Raw genomic sequence first — 16,190 nt, 5'->3', positions numbered from 1 at the left:
CTGATGAGCAGACTGATACTCCGCATTCGCGAGCAAGCCCGCTCCCACATCTGATGCTCAGTGTTCTTGAGTAAGGATTATTCCTGCAATTCGTAGATATAAATCTTCTCGGCATCCATCTGGTAACCGGCATCGGCCAGTTCGCTGGTGGACGGTTTGACCTGCATCGAACCCTCGATCCAGTACGGCTGATACAGCTCATCGAGTTTCACCCCGACTTCGCTTCTGACATGCACGATCTGGTTCGACGGCGGTGGTGGCACATGGATGCAGGCGCCGAAATACGGCACCAACAGGAACTCGGTGGTGCGACCTTCTTCGCTGACTTCCAGCGGCACGATATAGCCCGGCAAACGGATGTGCTGGCCGTCGAGGCTTTGCACCACCGGTGCGTTGGGCAAGTCCTGCTTGGCCGCGGGCGCCGACTCCACCGACAACGCATCGGCCATGCCCGACAAGTTGTGCAGCGGGGTCATGTTGGGGATTTCCGGCGGCGCGTCCGGCGGAATCATTTCCTGCCAGGACAGATCCTTGGGTTGTTCATCCGCCCAGGCGGGCACGACCGCCAGCAGTAACAGGGCAAACAGGGCACGGCGCATCGGAGCCTTCCTCATAAACGTATGGACAGGCCGTCGGCCAGGGATTGTCGATAGGCGCGCCAGGCGGGCACGCTGCCCATCAACAGCGCGGCGGCCAGGATAGCGGCGAGCAGTGTCCATTCATATTCACTGGGCCAGGCCATCGGCAGGTCCAGGCCATAGTTGGCCTGCAAGTAACCGCGCGATGCGGCGATGCAGATGTACAGCAGGCCCAGGCCCGCCACCACGCCGGACAGCGCCAGGGTGAAAGCTTCGAAGATCAGCAGGCTTGCGATATGCCAGGGGCGAGCGCCCACCGAGCGCAAGATCGCCATCTCGCGGCGGCGTTCGTTGAGGCTGGTGAGGATCGCCGTGAGCATGCCGATCAACCCGGTCAGCACCACGAACAGCGAGATCACGAACAGCGCTTTTTCGGCGGTGCCCATCATGCTCCACAGCTCTTGCAGGGCTACGCCCGGCAGGATCGCCAGCATCGGCTCGCCACGAAAATCATTGATCTCCCGTTGCAGGGCAAAGGTGGAAATCTTGTTGTTCAGGCCGAGCATGAACGCGGTGATGGCCTGCGGAGTGAGGTCCATGTTGCGTGCCTGGTCGGCGCTGATCCGGCCCTTGCCCTGGGCCGGTACGCCGTTGTGCCAGTCGATATGGATGGCTTCCATACCGCCGAGGCTGATGTGCAGCGTGCGGTCCACCGGTGTGCCGGTACGCTTGAGAATGCCGACCACGGTGAAGGGCTTGTCATCGTGCTTGACCAGGCTGACCACCGCCACGCCGTGGGCCAGCACCAGTTTGTCGCCCAGTTTGTAATGCAGCGCATCGGCCACTTCGGCGCCGAGCACCACTTCGAACGGGTCGCTGGCAAAGGCACGGCCGCTGGCCAGTTCGAGGTTTTGCTTGCGACCGTACTGGTAATGCGCGAAGTAGGCGTCGTTGGTGCCCATCACGCGGTAGCCGCGATGGGAGTCGCCGAGGGAAATCGGGATCGCCCATTTCACCTGGGGGTTGGCGGCGAAGTGCTCGAAGCTGTCCCAGCGAATGTCGTTGGTGGCGTTGCCGATGCGAAACACCGAATACAGCAGCAGGTTCACCGAGCCGGAGCGGGCGCCGACGATCAGGTCGGTGCCGCTGATGGTGCTGGCAAAACTGTTGCGCGCTTCGGTGCGCACCCGCTCCACCGCAAGCAACAAGCACACGGACAGTGCGATGGCGAACGCGGTGAGGATCGCGGTAAAGCGGCGGTTAGCCAGGCTGGCCATGGCTAGACGAAACAGATACATCTCAAACCTCTGCGGGCGCGGCGGCGCGATTGAGTTCGGCCAGCGACAGGTTGCGGTCGAACAACGGCGCCAGGCTCTGGTCATGGCTGACAAACAACAGGCTGGCGCCTGCATCACGGCATTCGGCGAACAGCAGTTGCAGGAAGGCTTCGCGGGCGTCGTAGTCCAGGGCCGAGGTGGGTTCGTCGGCGATCACCAGTTCCGGTTGGCCGATCAGCGCGCGGGCGGCAGCCACCCGCTGTTGCTGGCCGATGGACAGCGAATCGGCGCGGCGTTCCAGGATGTCCTTGTCCTTCAAGCCCAGGTGCGCGAGCAATGCGGCGGCGGCTTGATCGACACTGCCGTGGCGCTGCCTGGCCCGTTGCGCGCGCAGTGAGGAAAAGTGGCAAGGCAGCTCGACGTTCTCGCGCACCGACAGAAACGGCAGCAGGTTGAACTGCTGGAAGATGTAGCCGGTGTGGTCGACACGAAAGCGGTCGCGGGCGCCGGCCGAGAGTTCGGTCAGCTCCTGGCCGAGCAGGCGAATGCTGCCCCGGGTCGGCTTTTGCACACCGCCGAGCAGGCCCAGCAGGGTGGTCTTGCCACTGCCGCTCGGGCCTTTCAGAAACAGGGTTTCCCCCGCTTCCAGGCGGAACGCGGGGATGTCCAGCAACTGGGGGTGACCGGGCCAGTTGAAGCCCAGGTCGTGCAGTTCGATTAACGCTTGGGTCATTGGAAATCACAGATATCAAAAAATGGCGCAAAACCCGGTGGGAGCTGGCCCACCGCTATCGCAGGCAAGCCAGCTCCCACATTGACCGCATTTCAAATCAGAACTTGAGGGTCGCGGCCTGTGCGGTGGCTTCTACGCCTTGCTGGCCGCTCGGGCCGATCAGTTGTACCTGAATTTTCTGGGTGGCGGGGAAGGTCTTGAACACCTGGCTCAGATCCAGGTTGCTCAACGCTGTCGGTGTGGCGCAGGTGAACTGGTAGTGGGCGTGGATTTCACTGTGGTCGTGATGATGTTCGTGGGCAGCGTCTTTTGCGTCGTGATCGTGGTCGTCATCATCATCGTCGTCGTGGTCGGCTTCAGGCTTGTCGCCGAACAGTGGACTGTTCAGTTCCTGACTGCTCACGACGCAACCTGCGCCCTTGGGCAGGTTGAACAGCGCCAGAGGGCTCTCCAGTTGCTTGCGTGCGGCGGCCACCTTGGCTTTGTCGGCCGGGGTGGTGGCCAAGTGTTCGAAGCCCACCAGGTTCATCGCCGGGCTGTCGAGCTCAAGCTCCAGCGCCTGGCCGTCGAGCACTGCGTTGAGGCGCCCGACTCCGTGTTCATGGGCGCCGAGGCTACCGTGTTCATGGGCGTGATCATGATCATCATGGGCGTGGGCAACCGCCAGTGGCAGCAGGGCGATCGGCAAGGCAAGCAACAGACGGCGCATTGAGCAGACTCCGAAACATGAAGGTTTTGTTATGTGATCTTATAACAATAGTGCCGAGAGTTTGACCGCCCGCTTGGCGTTGCGCAAGCCGCGTGGGAGCATGCCCGTCAGAAAAAGTGCAGGAGTAAGGACGATGTTGCGAATTCGTGGAACCGTCGGCGACTTGACGGTGGACTTGACCCTGGAACTGGACGACGGCGATTGGGCACGCCTGGGGGCGCAGTTGCAGGCTGCCCCGGTGCCCGCCGCAGAGGCTGCGGCACCGGTGAGGCAGAACGACGAGCTGTGGCAGAGCGCTCAGGATTTATTGCGCAAGGCCGGGCAACTCAGTGGCCTGGAATTGCTCGACCAACTGGAAGGACTGGCCGGCGATGCCGCGTCCGGCAAGCGCCTGTTGGTGCGCCTGCGCCACAGTTCAAACGTGAAGGTGGCCAGCGGCGCCGATACGCCGCTGTACAGCTGGATCGGCGATTAGTACAGCGCGGCAAACAGCTTGCGACGGTACACGCTCACCAGCGGGTGGTCATTGCCCAGCAGTTCGAACACTTGCAGCAAGGTCTTGTGCGGCAGGCCTTCGCTGTAACTGCGGTTGCGGGTAAACAGCTTGAGCAGCCCTTCCAGCGCGGCATCGTACTGCTGGCGCGCCAGTTGCTGGATGGCCAGTTGGTAGGCGGCTTCATCGTCCTGCGGGTTTTGCGCCAGGCGGCTTTTCAGGTCGGCGGCGTCGGGCAGGTCGGCGGCCTGGCGCAGGAAGGTGATCTGCGCCTTGGCGCCCGCAAGGGCGGCCTTGTGCTCGTCGCTTTTCACGGCGTCCAGCACGGTTTGCGCCTCACCCAGCTCGCCGCGCTCGGCCAGGCAACGTGCGTACAGGATCAGCGCGCCGGCGTTGGTATTGTCCTCGCCCAGCAGCGCGACCAGCACCGCCTCGGCGTCGCTGATACGACCGTCGGCAAACAGCGCCTGGGCCTGCTCCAGCGGATCCGCCACCGCCGGTGGCGGCATCTGCACATGGGGTTCCAGCATCGCCCGCACCGCCGACTCCGGCTGCGCCCCGGCAAAGCCGTCCACCGGCTGGCCATCCTTGAACAGCACCACCGTCGGCAGGCTGCGAATACCAAACCGCGCGACGATATCCTGCTCCGCGTCGCAATCGACCTTGGCCAGCAGCAACGCCCCCTGATAACTCTCGGCGATCTGCGCCAGCATCGGCATCAGCGCCTTGCAGGGCGCGCACCATTCAGCCCAGAAATCCACCAGCACGGGTTTGTGGAACGAGTTTTCGATCACCGCCTGGTCGAAGGTGGCGGTGGTTGCATCGAAGATGTACGGCGTGGGCTCACTCATGGGGCGTCTCGAACAAAGCGGGAATGGGGGGAACTATAAGGGCTGGGGCGATTGGCTGAAAGCTCTCCAGGTCAAGTGTGGGAGCGGGCTTGCCCGCGATGGCCTCAAGGCCGCCGCGAATGGTACAGACTCACCTTGCGAAACTCCCAGGGCTCGGCCAGGTCCGGCAGGGTCAGGGCTTCAAGGATTTCCAGCCGTCGATAATCCGGGTGCTGAAAGTCCCGCACCCGTGAGTCCGCCACCAGTGTTTCACGGCCTCGGCTCAGGAACTGGTCCAGCAACGGCAGGTTGGCGCGGTCGTAGAGCACGTCGGCTACCAGGATCAGGTCGAAGCGGTCGGTTTCGGCGAAAAAGTCGCTTGAATAATTAAGCGCCACACCGTTGAGCGCGGCATTCACCCGGCACGCAGCCAAGGCCAGCGGGTCTAGGTCACAAACCACCACTTCCAGTGCGCCGGCCTTCGCGGCCGCAATGCCTGCCACGCCGGAGCCGGCACCAAAATCCAGCACGCGTCTGCCCGCGACCCACGCCGGGTTCGCCGCCAGGTAGCGGGCCAACGCCAGGCCGCTGGCCCAGCAAAAGCTCCAGTAGGGCGGTTCATGCAGGATGCGCCGGGTTTCCTCGGGGCTGAAGGCGCGGTCCATGTTGTCGGCGTCGAGCAGCCATAACGACAACTCGGTGCCTGGCAAGGGGCGCGGTATCAGCCGAGCGTCGCCGATCAGCTCGCTCAGCGCCCGTTGCAGGTCCAGCGGTGGCGTCATGGTGCCTTGACGAGTTGCAGGGGGCCGGTGGTCTGGGTGATCGCCTGGGTGATGCGCACGGCGGGCAGGTGCAGGATCAATTGTCCGGACTGGCTGGCACGCCCACGCAACTCCACGCGCGCGCCGGCGGGGAAGGCATCGGGGTTGAAGCGCAGGCGGAAGGCCACGGGCTGGCCGTTGCCGGTCAACACGCTGCTGGCGAGCAATTGTTGCGGGCGCGAGCGGTCGTCGATCACCAGCAGGGCCAGCTCGACTTCGGCGCCGGCCGGCACGCCGTTGAGGGTGCCGCTGATTTCACGCTGATAGGCCGGCAAGGGACCGAGGTCCTCGATGCCCGGGACTTTTTTCTCTTGCACCGGCGTGGGCTGAGGAGCCGCCGGCTTGGGGGCTTCGCTGCTGCAGGCGACCAGGAAACTGAACAAGGTGACTAAAACAAAGGGTCGAAACTGCATGTACGGCTCCAGAAAGGACAACATCCGTGGCTTAAAAAATATGAAACATAATAGTCAGCCTATATACCGCAAAGGCTATGGCTTGTCTTGCCACGGGGATGCGCTACCATGGCCCTCCCATTTTTTGTTGCCTGCCAACCATGCACTGTCCCTTCTGCGGTGCCAACGACACCAAGGTCATTGACTCGCGTCTGGTCGCCGAGGGCGATCAAGTGCGTCGCCGGCGCGAATGCCTGGCCTGCGGTGAACGTTTCACCACCTTCGAAACCGCCGAACTGGTGTTGCCGCGCCTGATCAAATCCGACGGCAGCCGCCAGCCCTTCGACGAAGAAAAACTGCGCGCCGGTATGCAGCGCGCCCTGGAAAAACGCCCGGTGAGTGTCGAGCGGCTGGAGGCGGCGCTGGTGCATATCAAGCACAAGCTGCGAGCGACCGGCGAACGCGAGGTCAAGAGCCTGGTGGTGGGAGAGCTGGTGATGGGCGAGCTGCAAAAGCTCGACGAAGTCGCCTATATCCGTTTCGCCTCGGTGTATCGACGCTTCCAGGACCTCAACGAGTTCCGCGAAGAGATCGACCGCCTGGCCCGTGAGCCGGTCAAAGAATGAATTCACTGTCTGCTGAACAAGCCGTACTCGACGCCCATTACATGGCCCGTGCCCTGGAACTGGCGCGCAAGGGCCTGTACACCACGCACCCCAACCCTCGGGTCGGTTGCGTGATCGTGCGGGACGGGCAGATCGTCGGCGAGGGCTGGCACGAACGCACCGGCGAGCCCCATGCCGAGCCCAACGCCCTGCGCGCCGCCGGCGACAAGGCCCGGGGCGCCACGGTGTACGTGACCCTTGAGCCGTGCAGTCACCACGGGCGTACGCCGCCCTGTGCCGACGCGCTGGTCAGTGCGGGCGTGGCGCGGGTGGTGGCGGGCATGCAGGACCCCAACCCGGAAGTGGCGGGGCGTGGCATGCAGCGCCTGGCCCAGGCCGGCATCGAAGTGCGCAGCGGCGTGCTGGAAAACGAAGCGCGAGCCCTGAACCCCGGTTTCCTCAAACGCATGGAACACGGCTTGCCGTTCGTGCGGGTCAAGCTGGCGATGAGCCTGGACGGTCGCACCGCGATGGCCAGCGGTGAAAGCCAATGGATCACCGGCCCGGCCGCCCGCGCTGCCGTGCAGCGTCTGCGCGCCCGGGCCAGCGTCGTGCTGACCGGTGCCGACACCGTATTGGCTGATGGTGCACGCCTGACGGTGCGCGCTGATGAACTCGGCCTGGACGACGCCACCACCGCGCTCGCCCTATCGCGTCCGCCGTTGCGCGTGCTGATCGATGGCCGCCTGCGGGTGCCGCTCGATGCGCCGTTCTTCAAAGCCGGTCCGGCGTTGGTCATCACCTGCGTTGCCCCGGAAAACCAGTACAGCCGCGGCCCCGAATGCCTGGTGGTACCGGGCGTGGACGGCCAGGTCGATCTACGCTCGGCCCTGGTCGCCCTGGCGGCGCGGGGTGTCAACGAAGTGTTGGTGGAGGCCGGCCCGAGCCTGGCCGGCGCGTTTGCCCAGCAGGGCCTGGTGGATGAATACGTGATTTTCATCGCCGGCAAGTTCCTTGGCTCCGCTGCCCGTCCCTTGCTGGACTGGCCGCTTGAGAAACTGGCCGACGGCCCCCAACTCAAGATCACTGAAATGCGCGCGGTAGGCGACGACTGGCGAGTCACTGCCGTCCCGCTACCCGCCGCACGCGTATAATTCTGACCGGGCGCTCAAGTGCCCGTACCGTTTTCCAGGAGTAGGCCATGTTCACCGGCATCATCGAATCCATCGGCAGCATCCGCGCAATGACCCCCAAAGGTGGCGACGTACGCCTGCTGGTTGAAACCGGCAAGCTGGACCTGGGCGACGTCAAGCTGGGCGACAGCATCGCCGTCAGCGGCGTGTGCCTCACGGTCATCGAACTGCCAGGCAATGGTTTTGCCGCCGACGTCAGCCGGGAAACCCTGGACTGCACCGCGATGAACGATCTCAAGCCCGGCAGCCCGGTCAACCTGGAAAAAGCCCTGACCCCGACCACCCGCCTGGGCGGTCACCTGGTCAGCGGCCATGTCGATGGCGTCGGCGAAGTCGTGTCCCGCAGCGAGAACGCACGTGCCGTGGAGTTCCGCATTCGCGCGCCGAAGGAGCTGGCCAAGTACATCGCACACAAAGGCTCGATCACCGTGGATGGCACCAGCCTCACCGTGAACGCCGTGAACGGCGCCGAGTTCGAGCTGACCATCATTCCGCACACCCTGAGCGAAACCATCATGGCCTCCTACCAGCCAGGTCGCCGGGTGAATCTGGAAGTGGACTTGCTGGCCCGTTACCTGGAACGCCTGCTGCTGGGCGAAAAGGCCGCAGAGCCTGCATCCGGTAACATCACTGAAAGTTTTTTGGCCGCTAACGGCTACCTGAAATCCTGACCGAAGGGGGTGCCGCGTGGCGCTCAATAGCATCGAAGAACTGGTTGAAGACATCCGCCAAGGCAAGATGGTCATCCTGATGGATGACGAAGACCGCGAAAACGAAGGCGACATCATCATGGCCGCCGAGTTGTGCCAGGCCGAGCACATCAACTTCATGGCCAAGCACGCCCGTGGCCTGATCTGCATGCCGATGACCCGCGAGCGCTGCGAGCTGCTCAAGCTGCCGCTGATGGCACCGCGCAATGGCTCGGGCTTTGGCACCAAGTTCACGGTGTCCATCGAGGCCACCACCGGCGTGACCACCGGCATCTCCGCGGCCGACCGCGCCCGCACCGTGCAAGCGGCTGCGGCCCGGGACGCCAAGGCCGACGATATCGTCAGCCCCGGCCACATCTTCCCGCTGATGGCTCAGCCGGGCGGTACCCTGGCCCGTGCCGGCCACACTGAAGCTGCCTGCGACCTGGCGCGCATGGCCGGTTTCGAGCCTAGTGGCGTGATCTGTGAAGTGATGAACGACGACGGCACCATGGCCCGTCGCCCGGAACTGGAAGCCTTTGCTGCCGAACACGGTATCAAGATCGGCACCATCGCCGACCTGATCCACTACCGGATGATCCACGAACGTACCATTCAGCGGATTTCCGAACAGCCGCTGGACAGCGAGCTGGGCCATTTCAACCTGGTCACCTACCGTGATTCGGTGGAAGGCGACGTGCACATGGCCCTGACCCTGGGCAACATCTGCGCCGAAGAACCGACCTTGGTGCGCGTGCACAACATGGACCCGCTGCGTGACCTGCTGCACGTCAAGCAGCCTGGGCGCTGGAGCCTGCGGGCCGCGATGTCCGCGGTGTCCGAGGCGGGCAGCGGCGTGGTGCTGTTGCTTGGCCATCCGCTGGACGGCGATGTCCTGCTGGCGCATATCCGCGAAACCGCCGACCAGGCCGTGGCGAAAAAACCGACCACCTACAGCATCGTCGGCGCCGGCTCGCAGATCCTTCGGGACCTGGGCGTGCGCAAAATGCGCTTGATGAGCGCACCGATGAAATTTAATGCGATATCCGGTTTCGACCTGGAAGTTGTAGAATACGTGCCCTCCGAATAAAGGCAGGCGGTTTTTTGCCCCTTGTTCGCGGTTCAAATATCACCAAGGGGCGAGTACGAGACGCGTCCCGGCTCTTTAAGAGATTTGTCGAATGACCCTGAAGACCATCGAAGGTACCTTCATCGCCCCCAAAGGCCGCTACGCCCTGGTGGTTGGCCGCTTCAACAGCTTCGTGGTTGAAAGCCTGGTAAGCGGTGCCGTGGACGCCCTGGTTCGCCACGGTGTGAGCGAGAGCGACATCACCATCATCCGTGCCCCTGGCGCCTTCGAAATCCCACTGGTTGCGCAGAAAGTCGCCCAGCGTGGCGAATATGCAGCGATCATCGCCCTGGGCGCGGTCATTCGTGGTGGCACTCCGCACTTCGAATACGTCGCCGGCGAATGCACCAAGGGCCTGGCCCAGGTATCCATGGAGTTCGGCGTGCCGGTGTCTTTCGGCGTGCTGACCGTGGATTCCATCGAGCAAGCCATCGAGCGTTCCGGCACCAAGGCCGGTAACAAAGGTGCTGAAGCGGCCCTGTCGGCCCTGGAAATGGTCAGCCTGCTGTCGCAGTTGGAGGCCAAGTGATTTCCGACGAGAGCGATCGTTTCAACCCGCGCGACCCACGTCCTGCGGACGCCGGCAAGCCATCGAAGAACGAGAAGCGTCGCGCGGCTCGTCAGTTGGCGACCCAGGCGCTGTATCAGCGCCACCTGGCTGGCGCGTCGTTGAACGAGATCGAAGCGCAGTTTCGCGTCGACAACGATTTTTCCCTGGCCGACCAGAGCTACTTCCACGACATCCTGCACGGCGTGCACGCGCACCTGAGCGAGATCGACGCGGCCCTGGCGCCCTGCCTGGACCTGACCCTCGAAGAGCTGGACCCGGTTGAATTGGCCGTGCTGCGCCTGTCCACCTGGGAATTGCTGTATCGCGTCGACGTGCCTTACCGCGTGGTGATCAACGAAGGTATCGAACTGGCGAAAGTCTATGGTTCGACCGACGGCCACAAGTTCGTCAACGGTGTACTCGACAAGCTGGCCCCGCGCCTGCGCGAAGCTGAAGTCAAGGAACACAAGCGCTGATACGCGCTTGAGTTTCCCATGGGTGAGTTTGAGCTGATCCGCAACTACTTCGCCGCCGCGCCTTGTGCGCAAGGCGGCGAGGGCATTGCGCTGGGGATTGGCGACGACTGCGCCTTGCTGGCGCTCCCCGCCGGGGAGCAGTTGGCCGTCTCCACCGATACCCTGGTGGCCGGCGTGCACTTCGCCGACCCCTGTGACCCGTTTCTGCTGGGCCAGCGTTCGTTGGCCGTGGCCGTGAGCGATCTGGCCGCCATGGGCGCCCATCCCCTTGCCTTTACCCTTGCCTTGACCACGCCGACGGTGGACGCCGATTGGTTGCAGCGTTATGCCCAGGGTTTGAACACCATGGCGCAAAACTGCGGTGTGACGCTGGTGGGCGGCGATACCACGCGCGGTCCGCTGAGCCTGACTCTGACCGTCTTTGGCCGCGTGCCGACCGGGCAAGCGTTGACCCGCAGCGGCGCACGGCCAGGTGACCTGCTGTGCGTAGGCGGCGAACTGGGCAATGCCGCGGGCGCCTTGCCGCTGGTGCTCGGGCAGCGTAGCGCAGAGGCGGCCATCGCCGAGCCACTGCTGGCGCATTACTGGTCGCCACAACCGCAACTGGCGCTGGGGTTGGCGTTACGGGGCAAGGCGACCTCCGCGATGGATATCTCCGACGGGCTTCTGGCCGATTGCGGGCATATCGCCAAGGCATCGGCTGTCAGTCTGTTGATCGAGCGCGAACGCTTGCCGCTGTCCCCGGCGTTGCTGGCGTTTGCCGGGGCGCAAGGCGCCTGTGTGGCCGCCTTGAGCGGCGGCGACGACTACGTGCTGGTGTTCACCCTGCCCAGCAGCGAATTGGCGCCGCTGCTGGCCGCAGGCTGGCCGGTCCAGGTGATCGGCCGGGTCGAAGCGGGGCAGGGTGTGACCCTGCTCGACGCCCATGGGCAGGACATCACCCCGGTCGTGCGTGGCTATCAGCATTTCAACGACGCGCCCTAAGTCGCCTCCCTGCGCTACCCTCTATAGCGAAATCACGGATGCAAGGCCTTGTAGGAGGTTGTCCCAATGGATGTGCGTCGCTGGCTACTGATACTGCTGTGTGTCGGTGCGACCCTGGCGCAGGCGCAGGACGTGCCGGGGGTGCCCGGCAAGGTGATGCTGGCGAGTGAGGACTGGGATGACTACACCAACGCCGATGGTACGGGGCTGGCCTGGGATGTATTGCGCCAGGTCTTCGAGCCTGCCGGAGTCAAGCTGCTGACCCGCACCGTGCCCTACACGCGTTCAGTCGGCCTTGCCCAGCGGGGCGAGGTGGATGGCTGGGTCGGCTCCTACCGTGACGAGGCCAAGGGCGTGCTGTACCCGCACTGGCACTTCGATTCCGACCACATCTACGCCCTCGGCCTTGCGAGTACGCCGGTTCCGACAGCGGCTACCCTGGGTGATTACCGTCTGGCCTGGGTACGTGGTTACAAGTACGAGGCGTACCTGCCCAATGTGCACCGTTTCAACCAGATCGAGCGGCGCGACGGCATTCTGCCGATGCTGGAACATGCCCGCGCCGACTTCTACATCGATGCCTTGACCGAAGTCACCGTCGTGCTCGATCAGGCGCAGGACCGGTCGCAATTCAGGCTGACTCACATCGCCGAGCTGCCGCTCTACGTGGGTTTCGCCGACAACGAGCGGGGGCGTGCCCTGATGGCGGTCTTCGACCAGCGAATGGCGGTGCTGGTGAAAAACGGCGAGCTGAAGCGGATTTTCGAACGCTGGAAACAGCCGTATCCATTCTGACCAGCATAGAACCGGCATGAAGGCCAATCGAACCGATTGATCTTTATCAGCGATAATTCAGCTTAAGCGTCTGTAGGAACCTGCTGTTACAATGGCCGCCTTTGTAGAAATTGAATTCAGGAGCACACGGTGCCCGTCGTTTTCGTCGCTGCTTCCAAGCTGCCTACCCCATTTGCCACGTTCACCATGAACGGCTTTCTCGAAGAAGCCACGGGCCGCGAGCACGTTGTGCTCAGCCTGGGCGATATTGCCGACGGCGCCCCTGTCCTGGGCCGTGTGCACTCCGAGTGCCTGACCGGTGATGCATTGTTCAGCCAGCGTTGCGACTGCGGTTCGCAACTGGAAGCTGCATTGCGTGCCATCGCCCGTGAAGGCCGTGGCGTGTTGCTGTACTTGCGTCAGGAAGGCCGTGGCATCGGCTTGATGAACAAGATCCGCGCCTACGAACTGCAAGACGGCGGCGCCGACACGGTCGAGGCCAACGAGCGCCTGGGCTTTGCCGCCGACCAGCGTGACTACGCGATCTGCCTGCCGATGCTCGAGCATCTGGGCGTGAAGTCGCTGCGCCTGATGACCAACAACCCGCGCAAGGTCAAAGCCTTGACCGACATGGGCATCACCGTGGCCGAGCGCGTGCCGCTGCATACTGGCCATAACCCGCACAACAAGCTCTACCTGGCCACCAAGGCCAGCAAGCTCGACCACATGATGGGCAACGAGCATCAGGGCGAGGTCGACCGCGCGTGACCCGAGGCCAGGTGAAACGGCGACTGTCCTTCAACTGGTGGCAGTACCTGGCCCTGGCGCTGCTTCCCCTGTTCGTGCTCAACCTGGTCTTTGGCCAGGCTGAGTCCTTGCTTCCTGTATTGGCCATGCCGTTCTTCATCGCCGGCGTGGCCTCGATGTTTCTTAGCCTGCGCTACTTCAACGGCTATAAACACGCCCTGATCGCCACCTCCAAAGCCCTGGATACCCCCGAAGAACCGGCGGCCTGGATCACCCTGGCGGCGCGTCGGCGGATTGCCTTGCTGGTGGCGGCCATCCCGGCCTGGATCGGCGCGTTGTCGGTGTTTGTCGGCCTGGAAGCGGTGCCGTTGTTTCTGCTGGCGCTGTCGACCCTGGTGCTGTTTTACCTCTACCGCATTCCCCGCCAACTGGGATGATGCGCCATTGGCTAGCGGTTCTGCTGCTGGCATTCGGTGCCCAGGCGTGGGCGGTCGAGCGTGTGGTCAGCCTGGCGCCGTCCCTGTCTGAAATCGTCGTCGAACTGGGCGCTGCCGATCTGCTGGTGGGCGTGCTCGATGGCGGTGACCGGCCGGCGGCACTGGCGAAGGTACCCTCGGTGGGGCGCTATGGTCAGTTGGATATGGAGCGCCTGCTCAGTCTCAAACCGGACTTGATCCTGCTCTGGCCTGGCAGCGTCGGTCCGGTCCAGCGCGAACAGTTACAACGCCTCGATATCCCGATGTACGTCGCCGAACCCCATAGCCTTGAACAACTGGCTGCCCAGGTCCAGGCCATCGCCAAGCAATTGGGACGCCCGGAGGCTGGCCGGCAACTCGCCGCGCAGTTGCGCCAACGCCTGGCTAAGTTGCGCCAGCGTTATCAGCGTGCCGAGCCGTTGCGGGTGTTTTACCAGGTGTGGAACCAGCCGCTGTACACCGTTGGAGGTGGGCAGATCATCAGCGATGCGCTGGGCGTGTGCGGCGCGCGCAATGTGTTCGACGACCTGAAACTGCCGGCGCCACAGGTGAGTATCGAAGCGGTATTGCAGCGTGATCCCGAGATGATTCTGGTGGGGGATCAGGCGCAGAAAACAGCCTGGCAGGTTTGGCCGGCGATGGCTGGGCGGGTACGCGTGGTGCCGGACAAGGGCCTGGAGCGGCCCAGCGGGCAGATGCTGGAAGCGGTGGGGCGGTTGTGTCAGGTGATTGCGCCGAACCCGTGAGACCGCTTTCGCGAGCAAGCCCGCTCCCACATTTGGAATGCGTTTCCCCTGTGGGAGCTGGCTTGCCTGCGATGAGGCCGGACCTGCCAATTCAGATATCGGGGGTCCAAGTCACCCCCAACATCCACACCCGGCCTTCTTCGCGATAATCCTGATTATTCTCGAAGTTCGGGTCCTGGTAGCTGTACATGGCCCGTGCATAGGTCTTGTCCAGCACGTTATCCACCTTCACCGACAACAACACCTCGCGGTTCAGCGCCCAACTGCTGCGCAACCCCAGCAGGGCATACCCGCCGAGGCGATTGCGGTTCTCTTCATCGTCGTAGCTGTTGCTGACCGCTTGCCAACTGGCGCCCACGCCCAGTTTGTCGAACTGCCGGTCCAGGTCCAGGCTCAGTGTGCGGCGGGCGCGACGGGCCAGGGTATGGCCGCTGTCACGGTCGCGCGGGTCGATGATCGATAGCCCGAGGTTGCCTTGCCAGCCGAACAGCTCCTGTTTGAGCGCGGCTTCAAAGCCGTTGATACGTGCGGATGCCACGTTATGCGGGATGTAGAAATCCACCGGCTGCGCGACGATGGCGTCCTTGAGGTCGGTGCGGTACAGCGAGGTTTCCAGGCGTGTGCTGTCGCTCAACTGGCTGCGCCATTGCAGCTCGTAGCTTTTCGAGTGCTCGGGCTTGAGGTTGGGGTTGCTGCTGCCGGGGTAGTACAAATCGTTGAAACTGGGCGCCCGGAACCCCTCGCTGTAGGACAGCAGCACATCGTTGTCGGGGTTGAGCGGTACCGTCAGGGTGCCGCTCCAGGTGTTCTGGCTGCCGAACTGCTGGTTGGTGTCGTGCCGTAGGCCCAGCTCGGTGGAGAACCGCTCTGCCGCGAAGCGATGCTGGATAAACAGCGCGCGGTTCCAGCGGCTGTCCTGATCGAAATCAGTGCTGGCGTGTACACGGTCTTCATACCAGTCGCCGCCCAGAATCAGGCGGTTGCGGTCGTCCAGGGTCACGTCGTTTTGCCAGTTCACCGAATCGCGGTAGGTGTTGAAGGCGCTGCCGTCGTTGCTCAGGTAATCGCGCTTCTTGTCGCGGTTTTCGCTGTGGCCCATTTCCAGGCGGGTTTGCCAGCGTTCGTTGAGCCGGGCATCGACGTAACCGCTGGCGCTGCTGACGGTGTAATCGGTGTAGGGCTTCTGGCCGACGGTTTCGGAAAAGCTGATAAAGCGGCCGAACGGGTTGTCGTACTCCGACTTGCCCCGGCCATCCAACAGGTTGAAGCCGACTTCGAGGTCGTCGTTCAGCGAGTGGCTGAGGTTCAGGCTGATGGACTTGTTGCGGTAGGCATCGTGATCACCATCGCTGGCGAACGATTCGTGGGTCCAGTTGATGCCTTGGGTTTCATCCAGGCTGGCGCCAAGGTTGAAGCGTGTGCGTTCGTCGCCGCCCGACAGCCCCAGGCTGCGCTCCCAGGTCTGGTTGCTGCCAAACCCCAGGTGCAGGCGCGGATGCACGCCGGCCTGGGCGTTGCGCCGGGTGAAAATCTGGATGACTCCGCCGATGGCGTCGCTGCCATAGATCACCGAGCGCGAGCCGCGCAGCACTTCCACCCGCTCGATCTGGTCGACACTCAGGAATTGCAACCCGCTGTCGCCAGAGGTGGCATTGGCAATGCGCTGGCCGTCCACCAGCACCAGGCTCTGGGCGGACTTGGTGCCCCGGATGAAAATCCCCGGCAGGCTGCCGCGCCCGCCGGTTCGCGCCACTTGCACACCGGGGACGCGGCTGAGCAGGTCGGTCACGCTGGTGGGTTGCAGGCGGTCGATGTCATCGCGGGTAAACACGGTATTGGCGGCGCTGCTGTCGTTGCGCGCCTGGACCTGGCGGTTGGTGCTGATGACCACGTCGGGAAGGCTCAGTGCCTGGTCGCGGGTGTCGGCGAGCAGATCGGGAGTGGGCAGGAGCAGCAGGGCCAGGTGCAGGCGTTTCATGGTCTGTCCA

Annotated in this window: 20 protein-coding genes; 12 read left to right on the top strand and 8 right to left on the bottom strand. The window is 63.6% G+C overall.

What is annotated here, in order from left to right; translation table 11 throughout:
* Positions 1-77: 77 nt before the first annotated feature.
* The 4 genes from ACW9IB_RS23395 to ACW9IB_RS23380 all read right to left on the bottom strand — a co-directional run bounded on the left by ACW9IB_RS23395 (position 78) and on the right by ACW9IB_RS23380 (position 3,297).
* On the bottom strand, positions 78-599 hold the full coding sequence (locus ACW9IB_RS23395; protein ID WP_457415677.1) for a DUF3299 domain-containing protein: 522 nt from the start codon (positions 597-599) through the stop codon (positions 78-80).
* 11 nt (positions 600-610) lie between these two features.
* On the bottom strand, positions 611-1,876 hold the full coding sequence (locus ACW9IB_RS23390) for an ABC transporter permease (RefSeq protein ID WP_457415676.1): 1,266 nt from the start codon (positions 1,874-1,876) through the stop codon (positions 611-613).
* Position 1,877: 1 nt separating this feature from the next.
* The gene (locus ACW9IB_RS23385) at positions 1,878-2,588 is read right to left on the bottom strand and encodes an ABC transporter ATP-binding protein (RefSeq protein ID WP_457415675.1); all 711 of its coding nucleotides are present in this window, start codon (positions 2,586-2,588) and stop codon (positions 1,878-1,880) included.
* Positions 2,589-2,685: 97 nt separating this feature from the next.
* Complete coding sequence (locus ACW9IB_RS23380; protein WP_457415674.1) at positions 2,686-3,297, bottom strand: DUF2796 domain-containing protein; 612 nt, start codon at positions 3,295-3,297, stop codon at positions 2,686-2,688.
* A gap of 133 nt (positions 3,298-3,430) precedes the next feature.
* Between ACW9IB_RS23380 and ACW9IB_RS23375 the strand changes: the two genes are divergently transcribed.
* Entirely contained in the window at positions 3,431-3,772 is a 342-nt protein-coding gene (locus ACW9IB_RS23375; protein WP_457415673.1) for a hypothetical protein, read from the top strand.
* On the opposite strand, the gene trxA is transcribed toward ACW9IB_RS23375, so the two are convergent.
* The 3 genes from trxA to ACW9IB_RS23360 form a co-directional block, all read right to left on the bottom strand.
* The gene (gene trxA / locus ACW9IB_RS23370) at positions 3,769-4,641 is read right to left on the bottom strand and encodes a thioredoxin (RefSeq protein ID WP_457415672.1); all 873 of its coding nucleotides are present in this window, start codon (positions 4,639-4,641) and stop codon (positions 3,769-3,771) included. The genes ACW9IB_RS23375 and trxA overlap by 4 nt on opposite strands.
* Positions 4,642-4,745: 104 nt before the next feature.
* Positions 4,746-5,402 carry a class I SAM-dependent methyltransferase gene (locus tag ACW9IB_RS23365; RefSeq protein WP_457415671.1) on the bottom strand — a complete coding sequence of 219 codons (657 nt, stop codon included), beginning with the start codon at positions 5,400-5,402 and terminating at the stop codon, positions 4,746-4,748.
* Complete coding sequence (locus tag ACW9IB_RS23360; RefSeq protein WP_457367457.1) at positions 5,399-5,854, bottom strand: YbaY family lipoprotein; 456 nt, start codon at positions 5,852-5,854, stop codon at positions 5,399-5,401. Before ACW9IB_RS23360 ends, ACW9IB_RS23365 begins: the two co-directional genes overlap by 4 nt.
* Positions 5,855-5,994: 140 nt before the next feature.
* Here ACW9IB_RS23360 and nrdR point away from each other — a divergent pair, with 140 nt between their 5' ends.
* From nrdR to ACW9IB_RS23305, 11 genes are all read left to right on the top strand, one after another.
* Positions 5,995-6,459, top strand: a complete 465-nt coding sequence (nrdR, locus tag ACW9IB_RS23355) for a transcriptional regulator NrdR (RefSeq protein WP_016978538.1) — start codon at positions 5,995-5,997, stop codon at positions 6,457-6,459.
* Positions 6,456-7,592: a bifunctional diaminohydroxyphosphoribosylaminopyrimidine deaminase/5-amino-6-(5-phosphoribosylamino)uracil reductase RibD gene (gene ribD, locus ACW9IB_RS23350; RefSeq protein WP_457367458.1), complete on the top strand. Its 1,137-nt coding sequence runs from the start codon at positions 6,456-6,458 to the stop codon at positions 7,590-7,592. The genes nrdR and ribD overlap by 4 nt, the downstream gene beginning before the upstream one ends.
* Positions 7,593-7,639: 47 nt before the next feature.
* Complete coding sequence (locus ACW9IB_RS23345) at positions 7,640-8,302, top strand: riboflavin synthase (RefSeq protein ID WP_457367459.1); 663 nt, start codon at positions 7,640-7,642, stop codon at positions 8,300-8,302.
* Between the two features lie 16 nt (positions 8,303-8,318).
* Positions 8,319-9,410: a bifunctional 3,4-dihydroxy-2-butanone-4-phosphate synthase/GTP cyclohydrolase II gene (gene ribBA / locus ACW9IB_RS23340; RefSeq protein ID WP_457367460.1), complete on the top strand. Its 1,092-nt coding sequence runs from the start codon at positions 8,319-8,321 to the stop codon at positions 9,408-9,410.
* A 91-nt stretch (positions 9,411-9,501) separates the two neighbouring features.
* Entirely contained in the window at positions 9,502-9,978 is a 477-nt protein-coding gene (gene ribH / locus ACW9IB_RS23335) for a 6,7-dimethyl-8-ribityllumazine synthase (RefSeq protein ID WP_457367461.1), read from the top strand.
* Positions 9,975-10,475: a transcription antitermination factor NusB gene (gene nusB, locus ACW9IB_RS23330; RefSeq protein WP_457367462.1), complete on the top strand. Its 501-nt coding sequence runs from the start codon at positions 9,975-9,977 to the stop codon at positions 10,473-10,475. The genes ribH and nusB overlap by 4 nt, the downstream gene beginning before the upstream one ends.
* A gap of 18 nt (positions 10,476-10,493) precedes the next feature.
* Positions 10,494-11,459, top strand: coding sequence for a thiamine-phosphate kinase (gene thiL, locus ACW9IB_RS23325; RefSeq protein ID WP_457367463.1), 966 nt, complete (start codon positions 10,494-10,496; stop codon positions 11,457-11,459).
* A 66-nt stretch (positions 11,460-11,525) separates the two neighbouring features.
* Positions 11,526-12,254, top strand: a complete 729-nt coding sequence (locus tag ACW9IB_RS23320; protein ID WP_457415670.1) for a substrate-binding periplasmic protein — start codon at positions 11,526-11,528, stop codon at positions 12,252-12,254.
* 129 nt (positions 12,255-12,383) lie between these two features.
* A complete protein-coding gene (gene ribA, locus ACW9IB_RS23315) occupies positions 12,384-13,001 on the top strand; it encodes a GTP cyclohydrolase II (protein WP_457367465.1) in 618 nt (205 codons plus the stop codon).
* The gene (locus tag ACW9IB_RS23310; RefSeq protein ID WP_457367466.1) at positions 12,998-13,417 is read left to right on the top strand and encodes an MFS transporter; all 420 of its coding nucleotides are present in this window, start codon (positions 12,998-13,000) and stop codon (positions 13,415-13,417) included. The genes ribA and ACW9IB_RS23310 overlap by 4 nt, the downstream gene beginning before the upstream one ends.
* Complete coding sequence (locus ACW9IB_RS23305) at positions 13,414-14,202, top strand: cobalamin-binding protein (protein ID WP_457415669.1); 789 nt, start codon at positions 13,414-13,416, stop codon at positions 14,200-14,202. The genes ACW9IB_RS23310 and ACW9IB_RS23305 overlap by 4 nt, the downstream gene beginning before the upstream one ends.
* 91 nt (positions 14,203-14,293) lie before the next feature.
* Here ACW9IB_RS23305 and ACW9IB_RS23300 read toward each other — a convergent pair whose 3' ends face one another.
* The gene (locus ACW9IB_RS23300) at positions 14,294-16,180 is read right to left on the bottom strand and encodes a TonB-dependent receptor domain-containing protein (RefSeq protein WP_457415668.1); all 1,887 of its coding nucleotides are present in this window, start codon (positions 16,178-16,180) and stop codon (positions 14,294-14,296) included.
* Positions 16,181-16,190: the final 10 nt, after the last annotated feature.

Source organism: Pseudomonas sp. SDO524_S393, from assembly GCF_054071875.1.
This window is presented reverse-complemented; position numbering and strand designations above follow the sequence as displayed.